This window comes from Flavobacterium sp. (genome assembly GCF_043773265.1).
In the GTDB taxonomy this organism is placed as follows: Bacteria; Bacteroidota; Bacteroidia; order Flavobacteriales; family Flavobacteriaceae; genus Flavobacterium.
The window spans coordinates 1-19,307 of sequence record NZ_JAYVFH010000077.1 but is presented as its reverse complement, the minus strand read 5'-3'; the positions used below and the strand labels follow the sequence as shown (position 1 = coordinate 19,307).

The 19,307-nt window shown below is 31.1% G+C and carries 14 protein-coding genes; 8 read left to right on the top strand and 6 right to left on the bottom strand.

Annotated features, from left to right (window positions below; all coding sequences use genetic code 11):
- Positions 1-1,369, top strand: a 1,369-nt coding sequence (gene atpD, locus ACH2BO_RS04235) for a F0F1 ATP synthase subunit beta (protein WP_395043511.1), incomplete at its 5' end; no start/stop codon positions are given.
- Positions 1,370-1,442: 73 nt separating this feature from the next.
- The gene (locus tag ACH2BO_RS04230) at positions 1,443-1,724 is read left to right on the top strand and encodes a F0F1 ATP synthase subunit epsilon (protein ID WP_395043510.1); all 282 of its coding nucleotides are present in this window, start codon (positions 1,443-1,445) and stop codon (positions 1,722-1,724) included.
- Positions 1,725-1,870: 146 nt separating this feature from the next.
- Here the strand turns inward: ACH2BO_RS04230 and ACH2BO_RS04225 are convergent, their stop codons facing one another.
- Positions 1,871-2,077, bottom strand: a complete 207-nt coding sequence (locus tag ACH2BO_RS04225) for a helix-turn-helix domain-containing protein (RefSeq protein WP_395043509.1) — start codon at positions 2,075-2,077, stop codon at positions 1,871-1,873.
- A 4-nt stretch (positions 2,078-2,081) separates the two neighbouring features.
- Entirely contained in the window at positions 2,082-2,594 is a 513-nt protein-coding gene (locus ACH2BO_RS04220; RefSeq protein ID WP_395043508.1) for a DUF2975 domain-containing protein, read from the bottom strand.
- A gap of 122 nt (positions 2,595-2,716) precedes the next feature.
- Between ACH2BO_RS04220 and ACH2BO_RS04215 the strand changes: the two genes are divergently transcribed.
- The 4 genes from ACH2BO_RS04215 (at position 2,717) to ACH2BO_RS04200 (ending at position 7,472) form a co-directional block, all read left to right on the top strand.
- Positions 2,717-3,901 (top strand): aminotransferase class I/II-fold pyridoxal phosphate-dependent enzyme, encoded by a 1,185-nt coding sequence (locus ACH2BO_RS04215; protein ID WP_395043507.1) that lies wholly within the window; start codon positions 2,717-2,719, stop codon positions 3,899-3,901.
- 63 nt (positions 3,902-3,964) lie between these two features.
- On the top strand, positions 3,965-4,603 hold the full coding sequence (bioD, locus tag ACH2BO_RS04210) for a dethiobiotin synthase (RefSeq protein ID WP_395043506.1): 639 nt from the start codon (positions 3,965-3,967) through the stop codon (positions 4,601-4,603).
- 101 nt (positions 4,604-4,704) lie between these two features.
- Positions 4,705-5,976 (top strand): adenosylmethionine--8-amino-7-oxononanoate transaminase, encoded by a 1,272-nt coding sequence (gene bioA / locus ACH2BO_RS04205; protein ID WP_395043505.1) that lies wholly within the window; start codon positions 4,705-4,707, stop codon positions 5,974-5,976.
- Between the two features lie 248 nt (positions 5,977-6,224).
- On the top strand, positions 6,225-7,472 hold the full coding sequence (locus ACH2BO_RS04200) for a beta-ketoacyl synthase N-terminal-like domain-containing protein (RefSeq protein WP_395043504.1): 1,248 nt from the start codon (positions 6,225-6,227) through the stop codon (positions 7,470-7,472).
- 56 nt (positions 7,473-7,528) lie between these two features.
- Here ACH2BO_RS04200 and ACH2BO_RS04195 read toward each other — a convergent pair whose 3' ends face one another.
- Positions 7,529-8,005, bottom strand: coding sequence for a regulatory protein RecX (locus tag ACH2BO_RS04195; protein ID WP_395043503.1), 477 nt, complete (start codon positions 8,003-8,005; stop codon positions 7,529-7,531).
- A 118-nt stretch (positions 8,006-8,123) separates the two neighbouring features.
- Here ACH2BO_RS04195 and ACH2BO_RS04190 point away from each other — a divergent pair, with 118 nt between their 5' ends.
- Positions 8,124-13,043, top strand: a complete 4,920-nt coding sequence (locus ACH2BO_RS04190) for a fibronectin type III domain-containing protein (protein ID WP_395043502.1) — start codon at positions 8,124-8,126, stop codon at positions 13,041-13,043.
- Positions 13,044-13,117: 74 nt separating this feature from the next.
- Here the strand turns inward: ACH2BO_RS04190 and bioB are convergent, their stop codons facing one another.
- The 3 genes from bioB to ACH2BO_RS04175 all read right to left on the bottom strand — a co-directional run bounded on the left by bioB (position 13,118) and on the right by ACH2BO_RS04175 (position 15,781).
- Positions 13,118-14,203: a biotin synthase BioB gene (gene bioB / locus ACH2BO_RS04185; RefSeq protein WP_395043501.1), complete on the bottom strand. Its 1,086-nt coding sequence runs from the start codon at positions 14,201-14,203 to the stop codon at positions 13,118-13,120.
- A gap of 100 nt (positions 14,204-14,303) precedes the next feature.
- A complete protein-coding gene (locus tag ACH2BO_RS04180; protein WP_395043500.1) occupies positions 14,304-14,744 on the bottom strand; it encodes a hypothetical protein in 441 nt (146 codons plus the stop codon).
- A gap of 107 nt (positions 14,745-14,851) precedes the next feature.
- A complete protein-coding gene (locus ACH2BO_RS04175; protein ID WP_395043499.1) occupies positions 14,852-15,781 on the bottom strand; it encodes a bifunctional riboflavin kinase/FAD synthetase in 930 nt (309 codons plus the stop codon).
- A gap of 129 nt (positions 15,782-15,910) precedes the next feature.
- Between ACH2BO_RS04175 and ACH2BO_RS04170 the strand changes: the two genes are divergently transcribed.
- On the top strand, positions 15,911-19,021 hold the full coding sequence (locus ACH2BO_RS04170) for a PKD domain-containing protein (protein WP_395043498.1): 3,111 nt from the start codon (positions 15,911-15,913) through the stop codon (positions 19,019-19,021).
- The last annotated feature ends 286 nt before the right edge of the window (positions 19,022-19,307 follow it).

Below are 19,307 nucleotides of genomic sequence, written 5' to 3'. Positions count from 1 at the left end.
ACAATCTCACATTGGTGAAAACACCGTTCGTACCATCTCAATGGATTCAACTGACGGTTTGAGCAGAGGTTATGAAGTGGTTGGAACAGGAAACCCAATCAAAATGCCAATTGGTGCAGATGTTTACGGACGTTTGTTCAACGTAATTGGCGATGCAATTGACGGTTTAGGAGAATTACCAAAAGACGGCGAAAACGGAATGTCAATTCACCGTCCAGCTCCAAGATTCGAAGATTTATCAACTTCATCAGAAGTATTATTTACAGGTATTAAAGTAATCGATTTAATTGAACCTTATTCTAAAGGTGGAAAAATTGGATTGTTTGGTGGTGCTGGTGTTGGTAAAACAGTTTTGATTCAAGAATTGATTAATAATATAGCTAAAGGTCATGGTGGACTTTCGGTATTCGCAGGAGTAGGAGAGAGAACACGTGAAGGAAATGACTTACTTCGTGAAATGTTAGAGTCAGGAATTATCAAGTATGGCGACGCATTCATGCACTCAATGGAAGAAGGCGGATGGGATTTGTCTAAAGTTGATATGAAAGGAATGAGAGAATCCAAAGCAACTTTCGTTTTCGGACAAATGAATGAACCACCAGGAGCAAGAGCACGTGTTGCTTTATCTGGACTTTCTATTGCAGAATATTTCCGTGATGGTGCAGGAACAGATCAAGGTAAAGACGTACTTTTCTTCGTTGATAATATTTTTCGTTTTACACAAGCAGGATCAGAGGTTTCGGCACTTTTAGGTCGTATGCCATCTGCAGTAGGTTACCAACCAACTTTGGCTACAGAGATGGGTGCAATGCAAGAAAGAATTACATCTACCAAAAAAGGTTCTATTACATCAGTTCAAGCGGTTTACGTTCCTGCTGATGATTTAACAGATCCAGCTCCAGCAACAACTTTTGCTCACTTAGATGCAACAACAGTATTGTCTCGTAAAATTGCAGAGTTAGGTATTTATCCAGCAGTTGATCCATTAGATTCGACTTCTAGAATTTTAACACCACAAATTTTAGGTGCAGAACATTATGATTGTGCTCAAAGAGTAAAAGAAATACTTCAAAAATACAAACAACTTCAAGATATCATTGCAATTCTTGGAATGGAAGAATTGTCTGAGGAAGATAAATTATCAGTATCAAGAGCACGTAGAGTTCAAAGATTCTTGTCACAACCATTCCATGTTGCAGAGCAATTTACAGGTATTCCTGGAGTATTGGTTGATATTAAAGATACTATCAAAGGATTCAACATGATTATTGATGGAGAATTAGACCACTTGCCAGAAGCAGCTTTCAACCTTAAAGGAACAATTGAAGACGCTATTGAAGCTGGACAAAAAATGTTGGCAGAAGCATAAAAATAGTTATCAGTGTTCAGTGTTCAGTATTCAGTCTGAGCACTGAGCACTGAACACTGAACACTAAATAAATATGATTTTAGAAATAGTATCACCAGAAGCTACATTATTTAAAGGCGAAGTAACTTCGGTTTCTTTACCAGGTGTAAATGGTTCTTTTCAAATGTTGAATAATCACGCACCAATAGTTTCTATATTGAAACAAGGAACGGTAAAAATTACTGCCACAAGTTTTAAATTTGACAAAGAAGTAGTTGGAAAATTTACTAAAATAAACGACCAAAACTATACTCTTGATATCGAATCTGGAACTATTGAAATGAAAGACAATAAAATAATTGTTTTAGCAGATTAAGACAAGTTAAAATAGATTCTGAAATTAATTCAGAATAAAAAGCCAAGCATTGTTGTTTGGCTTTTTTATTTCTCACCTTTGAAGAAATGTCCGAAGGACAGAGTGGCTTTTCAAGTTTATTTTATATTGTATCTGTAAACGAAAACTTATTCTTTTACATATTCCATAATATCTGCTGGCTGACATTCTAAAATATCACAAATTAATTCTAAAGTTGAAAGTCGAATTGCCTTTGCTTTTCCTGTTTTTAAAATAGAAAGGTTAGCGGTAGTTATACCAATTTTATCTGCCAATTCATTAGATCTCATTTTTCTTTTGGCAAGCATTACATCCAAATTTATGATTATTGGCATAGTTCTATATTGTTAATTCACTTTCCTCTTTCAGGTTTTTTGCAATTTTAAAAATTTCACTTATTACCATAAATAATAATCCTAAGCTAATTGAAACAAGAAAAGAATCATAATTACCAAAATCTATAGATAAACCTATGTGATTTCTTTCAACTGCATTGTAAATATATAAAGATACTGTACTAATGATTGAAGAAGTAATAATTAGCTTTCCAATTAAATTAAATAATCTAATAACTTCATCATTAAAAATTTCCCTTTTTTGAAATAGGCCAACTACTTTTCTTAACAAATAAATACTGTAAAAAAACATTAATCCGCTAATAAAATATACAAAAACAGTTATTTTTGAAAGAACACTATTAGACATAATTTCTTGTCCTTTTATCTTAATAGGAATGTCCAAATCAGAACTAAATAAATAAAACGGAATAAAAATAATAAATCCGATTACTCCAATAAGTGTAAAAAACCAAAATAAATCTAATACTGTTTTTAAAATGTTCAATTTTCTCATGTTTTATAATTTTAAATTCTTGACAAATATATAAAAATTATTGTAAAACAATAATAAAACATTAAAAAACAATAATTTTTTAAAAATATTTATTTCTTTTAGATTTTCTACATTTGTAAATTATGAAACCTTTCCCAAAAAATCTAAAATCCAAACTTGACTTTCGTAAGCAAAACAATGCCTTACGAAAATTATCTATTCCCAATAATTTAATCGATTTTGCATCAAACGATTATTTAGGGTTTTCAAAATCAGAATCCATTTTTGACAAAACACATCAACTTTTATTAGATAAAAATATAAAAATAAACGGAGCAACAGGTTCACGGTTACTCTCTGGAAATCATATTTTATATCATGAAACCGAACAAATTATAGCTAATTTTCATCAATCGGAATCAGCTCTAATTTTCAATTCAGGATACGATGCCAATGTTGGGTTTTTCAGTTCTTTACCACAACGCAACGATATTATTCTTTACGACGAATTATGTCACGCCTCAATCCGCGATGGAATCCAAATGAGCAATGCCAAAGCTTACAAGTTTCAACATAATGACTTTGATGAATTAGAAAAATTAATTTTAAAACAAAAGTCAATTCAAATAAATAATTGTCAGACTGAGCTTGTCGAAGTCCTTTCAAATGAAATTTTTATAGTTACCGAATCCGTTTTCTCAATGGACGGAGACACACCAAATCTTGAAGAATTAACAAATATCTGCGAAAAATACAATTGCAATTTAGTGGTTGATGAAGCACATGCTATTGGAGTTTTTGGCAATCAAGGCGAAGGAATAATCCAAAGCTTACGATTACAAGATAAAGTTTTTGCTCGAATAGTCACTTTCGGAAAAGGATTAGGTTGTCACGGCGCAGTGATTTTAGGAAGCCAAGAATTAAAAAACTATTTAGTAAATTTTGCACGAAGTTTTATTTATACAACAGCGCTTTCTCCACATTCGGTTGCAACAATTTTAGTCGCTTATCAGCATTTAAAATTCGAAAAAGAAGCCATTCAAAATCTAAAAAATAACATTCTATTCTTTAATCAAGAAAAAATGCAATTGGGTTTAAAACCATTATTTGTTTACAGTAAATCGCCAATTCAATGCGCCATAATTCCTGGAAACGAGAAGGTAAAATCAATTGCTAATAAATTACAAGAAAACGGATTTGATGTAAAACCAATACTTTCGCCAACAGTTCCAGAAGGTCAAGAACGATTGCGTTTTTGTTTACATAATTATAATTCTGAAAAAGAAATATCTGAAGTATTACAATTGTTAAGCAACTTAATTTTTTAGATTTCTCTAATTTCTCAAATCCTTGTTCCAAAAAAACACGAACTTTACAGTTAAATAAAAACAATGAAACTATTCATCACAGGAATCGGAACCGATGTAGGCAAAACTATAACATCAGCAATAATAACACAAGCACTCGAAGCTGACTATTGGAAACCAATTCAAGCAGGAGATTTAGACAATTCAGACAGTCTTAAAATCCAACGCTATATTTCTAATGATTGTCATCCTGAGCGAAGCCGAAGGACCGTAATTCATGAAAACAGCTACAAACTAAACACACCAGCAAGTCCGCATTTAGCCGCAAAAATTGACGGATTCACAATCGATTTAAAACAAATCATCGAACCGATAACTAAAAACCATCTTGTAATTGAAGGTGCAGGCGGAATTTTAGTTCCGTTAAACGAAACAGATTCTGTCATCGATTTAATAAAAGATGATTACAAAGTAATTATTGTTTCGCGTCATTATTTAGGAAGCATCAATCATACTTTATTAACTTTTGAAGCATTAAAATCCAGAAAAATTGAAGTAGCAGGAATTATTTTTTCAGGCGATGAAAACAAAGCTACCGAAGAAATAATTCTCAATAAAACAAAAGCCAAATTTATTGGACGAATAGACAACGAACCATATTTCGACCAAAATGTAATAAAATATTATGCCGATAAATTTCGTGAAAATCTTTTAAATTTATAAGAGAATAGAATATAGATTAATGAACATAGACTTTCTTATCTTTGTCAAAAATATAGCGTTTAGTCTTTATTCTATTCTCTTTTTTCTATATTCTTAAAAAAATGAACCTTTCACAAAGAGATAAAAAACACAATTGGCATCCGTACACGCAACACAAAACGGCACAAGATTTTCCTGCAATTGTAAAAGGAAAAGATGCATTACTGTGGGACGAAAACGGTAAAGAATACATTGATGCCATTGCTTCGTGGTGGGTAAATCCTTATGGACATTCCAACAAGTTTATTGCTGATGCTATTTATGAGCAACTTACCACTCTTGAACACGTTTTATTTGGTGGATTTACACACAATAAAGCAGTAGAATTATCTGAAAAACTGATGGATATTCTACCTTCAAATCAAAATAAAATTTTTTATTCAGATAATGGTTCGACTGCTGTAGAAGTTGCTATAAAAGTAGCTTTACAATACAATTATAATAAAGGAATTAAAAAAACTAAAATTATTGCTTTTGAAAATGCGTTTCATGGTGATACTTTTGGAGCAATGGCAGCAAGCGGAATATCATTTTTTACAGAAGCTTTTAATGGTTCATTATTAGAAGTTGTTCGAATTCCAGTACCAACAATTGGTAACGAAGAAAAATGTTTTGAAATATTAAAAAACTTAGTCACAACCAATGATTTTGCAGCGTTTATTTTTGAACCATTAATTCTTGGTGCTGCAGGAATGGTAATGTATCAACCCGAAATTTTAGACAAATTAATTGCAATTTGCCAACAAAACAACGTTTTTACAATTGCCGATGAAGTAATGACAGGTTTTGGTAAAACAGGAAAAACATTTGCTTCTGATTATCTAGTTGAAAAACCAGATATGATGTGTTTGTCAAAAGCATTAACTGGAGGAACAATTCCGATGGCGATTACCACTTTTACACAAGAAATCTTTGATGGATTTTATGATGATGATACCAATAAAGCTTTGTTTCACGGACACACTTTTACTGCAAATCCTACAGGTTGCGCAGCAGCTTTGGCTAGTTTAAAATTATTGCAAACAGATGAAATGCAAAATAATATTCAAAGAATAAACAAGCATCATTTGGCTTTTGAAAACAAAATAAAAAACCATCCAAAAGTTAAAACCACACGTGTTCTCGGAGTAATTTTTGCATTAGAAATTAAAACTGAAACCAACGAAAGTTATTATGGGAATTTAAGAAATAAACTATACAAGTTTTTCATTGAAAATGGAGTTATACTTCGACCTGTTGGGAATATTATTTACGTTTTACCACCTTATATTATTAAAGATGATCAATTGCAAAAAGTGTATCAAACAATCGAAAATGCATTAGAAATAGTTTAATTTTGTAGCGAATCGCTTGGGCTTTATCAGCAATCCATTTTCCTGCCGCAGGAACTCGCTTTGCCATTTTTTAAAGAAAAAAATGCCAAGAGCTCAAACAATTCCAGCGTCAGGGCTAAACAACAAATCATTTGAACTATCTGCAAAAGCCAGATAAAATTCGTGTCAGATTTTTTAAAATCAATTTCCATAAAAAAATAAAATCATAGCAAACTTTGCATTAAACTTTGCGAACTTTGCGGTAAATTATGAAACAAAAAATCGCCATAACATCATTAGCATCAATTTCACCATTAGGAAACAATCCTGATGCTATTTGGCAGAATTATCTTTCAAATAAAACATTGATTTCAACCAAAGAATTCAGTGGAAAAAACCAATTTGTTGCAGAAATTCCATCAGAAATTAGAAGTGAAATTGAAGTTTTAAGAAAATCAGAAATCAAGTACAAAGCTTTAGACGAAACAGTTTTATTGTCAATTTTAGTTTCTCGTCAAGCCATAAAAAATGCAGGTTGGAAAACTGGCGATAACTTCGGAATAAATATTGGTTCGTCTCGTGGAGCAACTCAATTGTTCGAAAAACACCACAAAGAATTTCTAGAAACTGGCAAAACCGCAACACTTACATCGCCAACAACAACCTTGGGCAACATTTCGTCTTGGGTCGCACACGATTTAAAAAATAACGGACCAGAAATTTCACATTCTATAACATGTTCTACAGCTTTACATGCCGTTTTAAATGCAGTTGCATGGTTGCAATCTGGAATGGCAAATAAATTTTTAGTTGGCGGAAGCGAAGCACCATTAACCGATTTCACCATTGCTCAAATCAATGCATTAAAGATTTATAGTAAAGCGCTTCGACAAGCTCAGTGTGACAATAGTAAATCAATAAACAATAATGTATACGAGTGTCATGCTGAGTTTGTCGAAGCATATCCTTGTCGTGCTTTCGATTTAACCAAAACCAAAAACACAATGGTTCTTGGCGAAGCAGCAGCTGTTGCTTGTTTAGAAATTGGAGAAAATAAAAATGCATTGGCATACATAGAAGGAATTGGCTATGCAACCGATGATATTGAACATAACATATCTATTTCTGAAGAAGCAAATTGTTTTCAAAAATCTATGAAAATGGCTTTGCAAAACACTAATTTATCTGATGTTGATGCAATTGTAATGCATGCGCCAGGAACTTTAAAAGGCGATTCATCTGAATATAAAGCTATAATAAAAGTTTTTGGCACTTCGACAAGCTCAGCACAAGCACAAATACCAATGCTCACTACAAATAAATGGAAAGTTGGTCACACATTTGGAGCATCAGGAATGTTAAATATTGAAATGGCAATTTTGATGATGCAACATAATCAATTTATTGAAGTTCCTTTTGCAGAAAAACAAACTATAAGAAAACAAATAAATAAAGTATTAATAAATGCTGTTGGTTTTGGTGGTAATGCGGTTAGTGTTTTGTTATGCAAAGAGTAATTTCAAAATTCCAAGTTCCAAGTTGAATATTCAAAATTCAATACTCAAATTTTTATTCACAATTTCTCAAGTTCTTTAAGTTTAGAATAAACAAGTTCGCTTTCCCAACCTTTACGAAGTAAATAATCACAAAACTTTTTACGTTTTTTCTGTGTGTTTTTTTCTGTAATTGTTTCCCAATGTTTTTCAGAAATAGATTCAAATGTCAATGAATATTCATTAATTGGAATTTCTTTAATAGCTTTTGAAATTAAAAAATCAGAAATTCTCCTCGCTTTTAGTTCATTTTTTATACGAATTTTACCCCATTTTTTTTGATGAAATTTACTTATTGAAAAAAGTAATGCAAATCGTTCTTCGTTGAGAAAATTATTTTCAATTAAATGAACCAAAACCGCTTGTTTATCGTAGGTTGATATGTCAAACCCGTATAGTTTTTCTTGCACTTCAACATGGCATCGTTCCTGATAAGAACAATAATATTCGAGCTTTTGTATAACTATTTCAACAGAACTAACTGATTTCGAACTCAAAACACTATTTTTAATGATGATTTGTTAATAATTTAATAAAACAAAAGTATTGAAATTAAGCAAATAAGAACTAATTTAGTTGCGACAAATGATGCTTAAATAAAAAATTCATTTTGCTATGAAAATAAAGGTACTTTTTTTAATGTTGTTGTGTGGGTTTTTCTCGTTTGGTCAAGGAGTTGAAGATTTTACAAATTTACCTACTGGAACTCCAGGAAATTATTTATCTAGAACTTGGACAGGAACTGATGCTGTAGTTTGGAATTCTACACTTTCAAGAACTGATCAAACTTTAACTGGTAAAGCAATTTGCACAAATGGCTCAGGAACAGTAACTTCTCCATCTTATACTGGCGGAATGGGTGTTTTGTCATTTAACTATGTAAGAGCTTTTACAGGTACAACTGCAAGAAGTATTCAGGTTTGGGTTAATGGAGTTCAAATTGGTTCAACAATTACTGTTTCTACAACTTCGGATGTTGTTGTTAATTATTCACAGCCAATTAATATTGGCGGAGCTGTTGTTTTAGAACTAAGAACTTCTGGAGCTCAAATAAAAATTGATGATATAAGTTGGCTTGCATATTCTCCTTGTGTTTCACCAACAACACAAGCAACTTTACCAGTTAGTTCTTCAATACTAACTACAACTGCAACAATTGGTGCAACAAGAGGAAATGGTACTAGTGTTTTAGTAGTAGCGCGTGCCGGAAGTGCAGTTAATGCCGATCCATCAAGTGGCACAACGTATACTCCAAGTACAGTTTTTGGTTCTGGTTCTCAAATTGGTACCGGAAATTTTGTGGTTTACGATGGAAATGCTTCGCCAGTTTCGGTAAATTTAACTGGATTAACTGGTGGAACAACGTATCATTTTGCAGTTTACGAATTTACTCTTGCTACTCATTGCTACAATCTTGTTGAGCTAACAGGAAACTTTACCACCGCTTCACCAACACCAGACATTACTCTAGCCAATAACGGAACTCAAGTTACCGCTGCCAATGTTCCTCAAAACACTTTAAACCATGTTTTGCATAAATTTCAATTAAGTGTAATTAATGCTAATGCAACATTGACAGGAATAAATTGTACTACAAACGGAACATATTTAGCTACCGATATTACTAATTTAAAAGTAAGATATTCAGCAGATGCTATTTTAGATGTTACTGATGTTACATTAAGCACATTTACAAATCCTGGTGTAGCTGGAGCAAAAACATTTCCTGCGTTTACATCACAAGTTATTACTTTAGCCACAACTGGTTATATTTTTATTACTACTGATGTAGCTGCTACTGCAACTCTAGGAAACACAATTTCTTTATCAGCAATTACAACAGCCAATTTAACATTTACTACTGGTACAAAATCTGGAACTACAACTGCTGGAGGAACACAAACTTTTACAGCTTCTGCGCCACTTGTTCCACAAAATTTCATTAAAGGTTGTACTACTAATACAACTCAATCTTTAAGTTGGTCGCCACCATTATCAGGTAGTTTTGATGGATATTTATTGGTGGTTAGAGAAAGCGCAACACCACATTCGGTAAACTCGTTAATTGCTTCTTCACAAACTTTTAATTTAAATTATGCGATAGCACCACAATTTGGTGGAACAGCTATTTTTTCAAGAGTTCTATACATTGGAACAGGAACTTCTGTAACAGTAACTGGTTTAACACAAGGTTTGCCTTATACATTTGCTTTGCTTGCCTATAAAAATAATGGAGCATCACCTTCAATATATTCGACAGCAACTACTACTACACAAATAATTACTTTGCCTAATGTTACAGCAGCATCAGCATCACCAGGAAACAGTTCGGCATCATTAACTTGGGCAAATCCAACTGCTTCATGTTATGATCAGATATTAGTTGTTCCAACTTCTGCAGCTGGAATTTCTTTTGTACCAACAGGTTGCACAACTCCAACTGCATATACAGCAAGTTCAGTGTTTACAGCATTCAATCAACCAGTATATTATTCTAGTGGAAATCTTGTTAATGTTACAGGTTTAACAAATGGTACAACTTATTACTTTGAAATATTTGTTAGAAATGGATGTGAATGGAGTACTGGAGTAGAAGTTAGTGTAACACCAATTAATGTAGTGCCAACAGTTTTAAAAACTGGCGATTTATTGCTTATTGCTTATGATAATACTTTTGGAAGCGCCGATGATGCAATTAGATTATTATCATTAGTTGATATAAACCCACAAACAAAGTTTATTTGGTCAAATGCAACTTATGAAACTGGTGGAAATCCAGCTTCAAATATTAGAACAGATAAATGGTTTGAATGTAGAACTGATGTTCTTCCTACAGGAAATGTGCCTTATCTTGAATTTACTTATACAGGTTTAACGGTAATTCCTGCAGGTTCTATTTTTTGTATTGTCGCAGATGGTGGCGGAACAGCAACAACTATTTCGGCAATTTCTCCAGCACCAGCAGTATCATTTACTAGTTTTACAGTTGTTGGAAAAAGCGCAGATGGTTCTCCGTTAATAAGTCATAATTCTGTAAACGTTTCTAGTTCTTCACCAGATGCAATGTTTTTAATGCAAGGGAGTTTTATTTACTCTGCTACTGGTTCAACATTTGATGGAACAATACTATCTGGTGTTCAAGATGGAGCATTATGGTATGATTTATCCGATGATTTATCAGGAATTTTAGTAGGGTCAAACAATTTTAGAAGATCTAGAAAACATCCTCAATTATTATGTGCTTCAATTCAAGCAAACGCTGTTCCTGCAGCATATGAAGTAAGTTATAATGTTTCTTCAACTACATATACAACTGGCAACAGACCTTATTTATTAGGTTCAATATTAAATTTTAATACCAATTGGGTTTCTACACTTGGCGTTTGTCCAGCAGTTTCACCTTTTTTAATTAATGCTTCTGATCCTTTTAACAGATGGACTGGAGCTTTAAGTACAAACTGGTTTGATTGCAACAATTGGGCATTACTAACTGTTCCAGATGAATTGACAGATGTAGCAATTTATTCAACAGCAACAAATAATGCTGTTATAGATGCAAATGCTTTATTATCTGATGGTTTTCTTGATGTTGCAAAATGTAAAAATTTAACATTATCTGGCAGAACGGTTTTTCTTCAAAGTACTGCTGCTGTTGCTAATAAACTTGAAGTATACGGAAATCTCTTAATTGATACTACTGGAAATCTTGATATGGGTGATGGAAATGCAACAAGTACAGAAGAAATTTCTATATTAGGAAATTGGAATAATTCTCTAGGAATAACTGCTTTTGATGAAGGAGTTGGAACTGTAAAATTTATTGGAAGCACAACACAAGTTATTAATAATAATGTTCACTCTAGCACTGAAGAATTTTATAATGTAGTTTTAGACAATGACTTTAATACATTTTTAAGTAATAATTTAATTGCAAAAAGAGATTTAGAAATCAAAACCAATAAAATTGTTACTATATCTAATACAGATTATATTAGAGTAAACAACAAACTTACGTTTAATGGTGAATTAAATATTTTAAATAATGGTCAGTTTATTCAAGATGAAGAAGTTGATTCTAATATTGGAAGTTATGGCGATGTTACAACTCCTAGATTTAAAGTAGAAAGAATTGCCTCAGTAAATAAAGATGATTATGTATATTGGTCTTCACCTGTAGATTTATATAGTGTATTGAATATTTTAAATGGTCCACGATATTTCTGGAATCCAACTTTTGCAAATGCCAACGGAAGCTTTGGAAACTGGAACACAGCAGCAAGCACAATGGACAAAGGAAAAGGATATATTGTTAGAGTGCCAACATCATCACCAATTAGACCAGCAGTACCAGCATTATTAACAACGCAGTTTGCAGGAAAACCTAACAATGGTCAGTTTGATATTACTATAAGTAGAGGTGTTAATGTTGGTTCGATAGATGATAATTGGAATTTAATTGGTAATCCATATCCATCAGCAATTTTTGCAGAAGAGTTATTAAATTTAAATACAAGTAAAATTGCAGGCAGTGTTTGGGTTTGGACACATGGTCAATCTCCAACAAATGCAACTGATCCATTTTATTATGATTTTCAAAGTAATTATTATTCTAGTGATTATGTTAAATATAATAAATTGGGTGCAACAGATACTACATTTAACGGTAGAATAGCTTCTGGTCAAGGTTTTATGGTAAATATGTTAGAATCTACTGGAACTTTAGCATCTCCAGGTGTTTTTGAAACGCCACTTACATTTACCAATAGTATGAGAACCGTTGATGTTACTTTAACTCCTTATAATAATTCAGGATTTTTTAGAAGTTCTAATACAAATACAGCAACAACACTTAATGAAGAAAAACATAGAATTTGGTTAGATATTCTAAACACAACTTCTGGTCAAACCGATAGAATGTTGTTAGGATATTCTACAAATTCTACATTGGCCAACGACCATTTTTATGATTGTTTCTTTGTACCAAGAACAGAAGTCGCGGTTTACTCAATGATTGATGCTAATCCGTTTATTATTCAAGGAAGACCTTTGCCTTTTAGCTCAAGCGATTTGGTTCCTTTGGGAATTAAAATTGTTGCTGCAGGAAATCATAAAATTGCCATTAAAAAAGTTGATGGATTGTTTGAAGGAAGTCAAGATATTTATTTAGAAGACAAACTATTAAACATCATTCATGATATAAGACAATCTCCTTATAGTTTTACCTCTCAAACAGGAATTTTTAATGATAGATTTGTTTTGAGATATACCAACACAGCATTGTCTAACGATGATTTTAATGCATTGGATGCAAGTGTTATTGTTGTAACAAATTTAAATCAAGTAAAACTTAAATCTAGTATAGAAAAAATGACTTCGGTTGTGATTTATGACATTTTAGGTAGAGAAATTGCTGCTAAAAAAGATGTTTTAGAAAACGAAATAACATTTGATACTATAAAAGCTAGAAAGCAAACTCTTATTGTGAAAATAACACTAGAAAGTGGTCAATCTGTAACAAGAAAAATCATTTTATAATTCTAATATCATTTCAAAGAAAAAGTCTCAAACTTAAATTAGTTTGAGACTTTTTCTTTATATAAAAATTCAATTTATTTTCCTTTTCCAGAAGCTTCGAGGTTTCTTTCAATTTTATGTTCTGGTCTTGTCCATTTAGGTTTTTCGCCTAATGCTTCAAATTTTGAATCTACTGCTTCAACTGTTTCTGGTTGTGCAACTTTAACAAAAGGTTTTTGAGGTTTTAATCCTAAAAGTTCAAACATTTTCATATCATCTTCAACATCTGGATTTGGCGTTGTAAGTAATTTATCGCCAGCAAAAATAGAATTTGCTCCAGCAAAGAAACACATTGCTTGACCTTCACGACTCATTTCTGTTCTTCCAGCAGACAATCTTACTTGGGTTTGCGGCATTACAATTCTTGTTGTAGCAACCATTCTAATCATTTCCCAAATTTCAACTGGTTTTTCATTTTCCATTGGTGTGCCTTCAACGGCAACCAAAGCGTTTATTGGCACAGATTCTGGTTGCGGATTTAATGATGAAAGTGCAACTAACATTCCTGCTCTATCTTCTATATTTTCTCCCATTCCAATAATTCCGCCACTACAAACTGTTACATTAGTTTTTCTAACATTTTCTATAGTTTGTAAACGGTCTTCAAACCCACGAGTTGAAATTACTTCTTTATAATAATCTTCGGATGTGTCTAAATTGTGATTGTATGCATAAAGACCAGCTTCGGCCAGACGATGTGCTTGATTTTCGGTAATCATACCTAGAGTACAGCAAACTTCCATATCTAGTTTATTGATGGTACGAACCATTTCTAGAACTTGATCAAACTCTGGACCATCTTTTACGTTTCGCCAAGCTGCACCCATACAAACTCTAGACGAACCGCTAGATTTTGCTCGCAATGCTTGAGCTTTAACTTGAGAAACACTCATTAAATCATTTCCTTCAATATCTGTATGATATCTTGCTGCTTGCGGACAATAACCACAATCTTCTGGACAACCACCAGTTTTTATAGATAACAATGTAGAAACCTGAACCACATTTGGATCATGAGTTTCTCTATGAATAGTTGCTGCTTGATATAATAAATCCATCATTGGCTTATTATAAATTGCAATAATTTCGTCTTTGGTCCAGTTGTGTTTTGTAATGCTCATAAGTATATTTAATGATGCATCAAAAATAGGTAATTACTTTTGAAGTAAAAAAGAATTTGTCTTACCAATTTGTTTTTTGGATAATGTAATTAAGAATGCTCTAATCTTTAAAAACATTTTTATTTCGCCAATATTGCATGTTTATAAACACAACAATAAGTACAGATGCAATACCTTCTATAAATAAACCCATACAATATTCTGCAATACTTGGATTTCCGCCAAATAAAAATGCTTCAGAAAGAGAGTTCAAGTAAGAAGCACCACCTTTAAAGTTTACAAATAATGCCAAACCAATAATGCCAAGCAATATTCCAACAAAGCCAGTAAATCCTGTAGAAATTAAATTAAAAAGATAACCAGTTTTGCCTTCCTTGATATTAGATTTTAAGGTCATATTTAAACCATAAATAATAATAAAAACATTAAATATTCTTAGAAAATAATATTTTGACAAACCAAATAAATCCATCAATAAAAAGTAAATTCCAATTCCTAAAAAAATTAAAAAGCCATTTCTAAGTTCTTTTGATAATTTCATAAAACACAGTGTTAATAGGTTAGAATACTAGTGTCAAATTTATGAAATTTTTATGTATAATCATTTATTTTAACAAAATAATTCCGAAATCACCTATATTTATTAAATTATAATTTATTGAAATAATCAATTGCAAATTTTTTATCCAACTCAAGTTGTATTTTTAAATCTTCTAAAGAATTAAATTTTTCTTCATCTCTAACATAATTCAAAATATTGACTGTTATGTTTTGGTCATAAATATCGATTTCAAAATCTAACAAATAAACTTCAATGGTTATTCCTTTTCCAGCAACTGTTGGTCTACTTCCAATATTCATTATACCATTTATAGATATGTTTTTAACCAAACAGTTTACAATATAAACTCCGTTTTTTGGAATTAATTTATAATCTTCCTCTATATGAATATTTGCTGTAGGAAAACCTATAGTTCTACCAAGTTGTTTTCCTTTTACAACTTTTCCATTAAAAAAATAATTATAACCCAAATAATTGTTTGCCAAAGCAATATTTCCGTCAAGAATTGCATTTCTAATTTTAGTTGAACTAACAGCAATGTCATTAACTTCTTGAGCAGAAATTTCTTCTACTTCAAAATTATATTTTTTACCAAAATGAATTAAATCATTAATATTCGCGGTTCTATTTCTTCCAAAACGGTGGTCGTATCCAATAATTATTTTTTGAATATTAAATTTATCAACTAGAATGTTTTTTACAAACTCTTCTGCAGTAAGGCGTGAAAAATCTTTGTCAAAAGGATGAATAACAAGATTATCAACACCAATTTTTTCTAAAAGATAATTTTTTTCGTCCATTGTGTTTAAAAGTTTTACAGAAGAACTTTCTTGTAAAACCATTTTGGGATGCGGAAAAAAAGTAAGCACTAAACTTTCACATTTATGCTCTTTGGCATTTAGAATTAGTTTTTCTAAAATGTGTTTGTGTCCAACATGAACACCGTCAAAAGTGCCAATAGTAACAATTGATTTTTCTTTACTTTTATAGTCTGAAATTGAGTTGTAGGTTTTCAAAAAAAAAAATTTATAAGTTGCAAAATTAAGATAAAGTCTTTAATATATAATAAGATATTATTTTAAATAGTTGATTTTCAAAATATAATTTTTTGTAAGTTTACCTAATATAACTTTAAAACATTTATTATGAAAAAAATCTTTAGTTTATTTTTGTTTTTTATTGGTTTGAATTTCCATTCGCAAAACATTCCAAATGGTATAGAAAATAATTTAACACCTAACGGTGTTTTAGAAAAAATTTTTGACCAAAATGGGAATGTTTATAAACTTTCTGATATTATTGTAGGTAAAGAAGTTAGAGATACTAATGGAGTATTATTAAGAGCTACAAATCCTACGCCTATGACATGTGGTTATTACAATTTGTATTTTGAAGATGGTTGTGGAATGGATAATGTTTCAGATTTAATTCATATTGCTAGAAGAAATGTGGTTTGCCAAGTTTTTACCGATTTGTCAAATTTTATAAACTCTCCTTTAACTGCTTCTGGAAAAAAAGTAAATATTTGGGTTAGAAATATTAATAATGTTATTGTATCACCTAATTCATCGGTTGGTATTTTAGGATTAGCGAGTTCTTTTTATAGTATGCCTTATAATGCATCTGTAAGTTTTGGTGGAGTAGTTGATAATGAGACATGGAAAACAATTCATACTGGTCTTGATTCATATAGTAGCATAACCTCTCCATTAATTTCAAATGGAATTGAAACTGGAACTTCGGGTGTTTTTTATCATGGAGTTATGGCGTTTAATTTTACCGACACCACAAGTCCAATTACTTGGAATACCAATTTAACTTCAAATACTTCTTTTCCAAATGACTATGATTTATATAGTGTTGTTTTGCACGAAGTTACACACGCATTAGGTTTTGCCAGTTTAATAAGCGCAAACGGAAGTTCAAAATTTGGTGTTGGTTATAATTATTATTCAAGATATGATCGTTTTTTAAAGACTAGTACAACTGTTGCGCCTACAAATGTTTTCTTGCTAACAACATCAACGACTTGCACTAATATGTATAATTATGTTTTTAATACAGCACTAAACAGTAATAGTTTAGCTCCAGCACCAAATAGTCCTTGTAGTTCTAATACAACAGTTTGTGCAAAAGCAATTAGATATGTTGGAACATCAACTGTTCCAGTTTTTACACCAAATTGTTTTACACCAACCAATAGTTTAAGTCATTTTGAAGATTTATGTGTCTCACCAAATATTAATAATGCCTATTTTGCAATGTCTGATGCAATTGGTAAAGGTGTAAGAAAAAGATTTTTGAAACCAGAAGAGAGGAATACTCTTGGGGATTTAGGTTACACTCTAAATATAAATTATGGGACTACTAGTACATATTTAGGCACAATTAATTATGGATCAATTTTTAATGGTATTACTGTTGCAGGAACTAATGATGGATTAAATTCAGACGCTACATATAAATATATAGGAAATGTTAATGTTCCAATTATAATTAATAGTTCTTCCGATTCTACAAAAAGAATTTTATTAAATGATACACCATCAACTACAAACTTTGAGTGTTTAGAAGATGTTTTTGATACAGCCGCATCTTTTTCTATAAGGTCAGGAACTTCATTAACTAATGTTACAATGACTACTTCAGTTTCTGGACTTCACTTATTGAGATATGTTCCAAGAAATAGTACAGGAACTCAAAAAGGAAACATTACATATATTTATGTTTTTATTAATGATTCTTATTCAGGATGCTCTATTTTAAATAGTTGTGATTTAATTTTAAATGGTAATTTCGAGGCAAATAATAATATTATACCAAATAATTTAGGTCAAATTGGAAGTGCTTGTGGTTGGAGTCGAGGAAATAATCAAACTCCTGATTATTTTAATACTTTATCTACTAATAATTTAATAAAAATTCCATGTAACTATTTTGGTTTTGAAAATGATAAAGTATTAGGAAATAATGCATATGCTGGTATGGCAATTTCTAATCCACCATCAGCATTTCCAAATATAATAAGTGAGCCAATAATGACTACTTTAAAATCTCCTTTATTGCCAAATCAAAATTATCAATTAAAATTTAACGTTTCAATAACTGAAAAGAACAATTTAAAAATAAAATTTCAAGCATATTTTAGTCAATCACCTATTTTAGGTTTGTATAATGGAAATATACCAATATCATCTAGTGGAATTTTTTTAGAAAATCTTACTTTTTCGGACATAAATGATGGATGGGAAACAATAGTTTTTAATTTTCAAACAACATCAGCAGCGAATCATCAATATTTGTATATTGGAGGATTGAATGGTGTTTCATTTCAAGATAGAGTAATTTCACCCGAAGGTTGCAGTTCTATACAAAATATTACAAATTATTATTATGTAGATAATGTAAGTTTAATTCAACTAAATGGCGGTTCATTTATCCTTCCAACAACAATTTGCAATATAAGTCAATCATTACCAAATTTAATTACTTATCTAACTGCATTGCCAACAAATGGTGTGTTTTCTGGACCAGGAGTTACTTTAAATAGTGGAGTTTATTCTTTAAATAGTAGCATCATGCCGCTAGGAAGTAACACAATTTCGTATACCTATACTAATAGTTCTGGTTGTTCTGTTGTTGTTTATAGTAATATTAATGTTGAAGATTGTAGGTGTAGTTGTTTATCAACTATTTATTACACCTACACTACAAGTGGTAATGTAGTTACTTTTAATGTATTAAATAGTAATCTGAATTGTAGTATTAGTTCTATGTCGCCTTTAAAATTATACTGGGATTTTGGCGATGGAACAGTTGTATATAATGGCGGATCTGTTTTTTCACATACATATCCTACATCAGGTACTTACGTAGTAAAAATGACACCTAGTATAATGAGTCCTGCAGATGTAGTTATTTGTAATAGTAAATCTATTAATAATACAATAGTGATTAGTTCGGGAAGAACGGTAATAGATGTTAACAATCAAATTTTATCAGATAGTGTTTCAATTTATCCTAACCCAACTTCGTCAAAAGTTAACATCAAATTATTTAATAACGTTGATGAAGAAATTACAATTTTACTTAGAACAGTGGATGGAAAAGAGTTGTTTTCAAAAGTTTTCAGATTAGATAAAGGAAGTCAAATAATTGAATTAGATTTACCCATAAACATAAGTGAAGGATTAATATTAATTGAAGTAAAAAGCAAAATTTTAAAAGTTGTTAAAAATTTGATTATTAAAAAATAGAATAAAAAAAGACCTAGCTTAATAGACTGAACCCAAAAGTTTGGACAAATTTATAATTAATTTTGATACTAATGAGCTCGATGTTTTATCGGGGGGCTGTTTCCAAAACGATTTGGTACGAGTATTCCAAAAGGATAGACATCATTTATAAAAACATAATGTAAATATACAATTTATTTTTATATGACAAAAACCAACTTTTTTACAAGTTGGTTTTGCTTTTTATTGTTTAGCTCAAAGTGAGGACACTTTGCGCAGCACGTTAGCTTTTAATTTGAACTCTTTG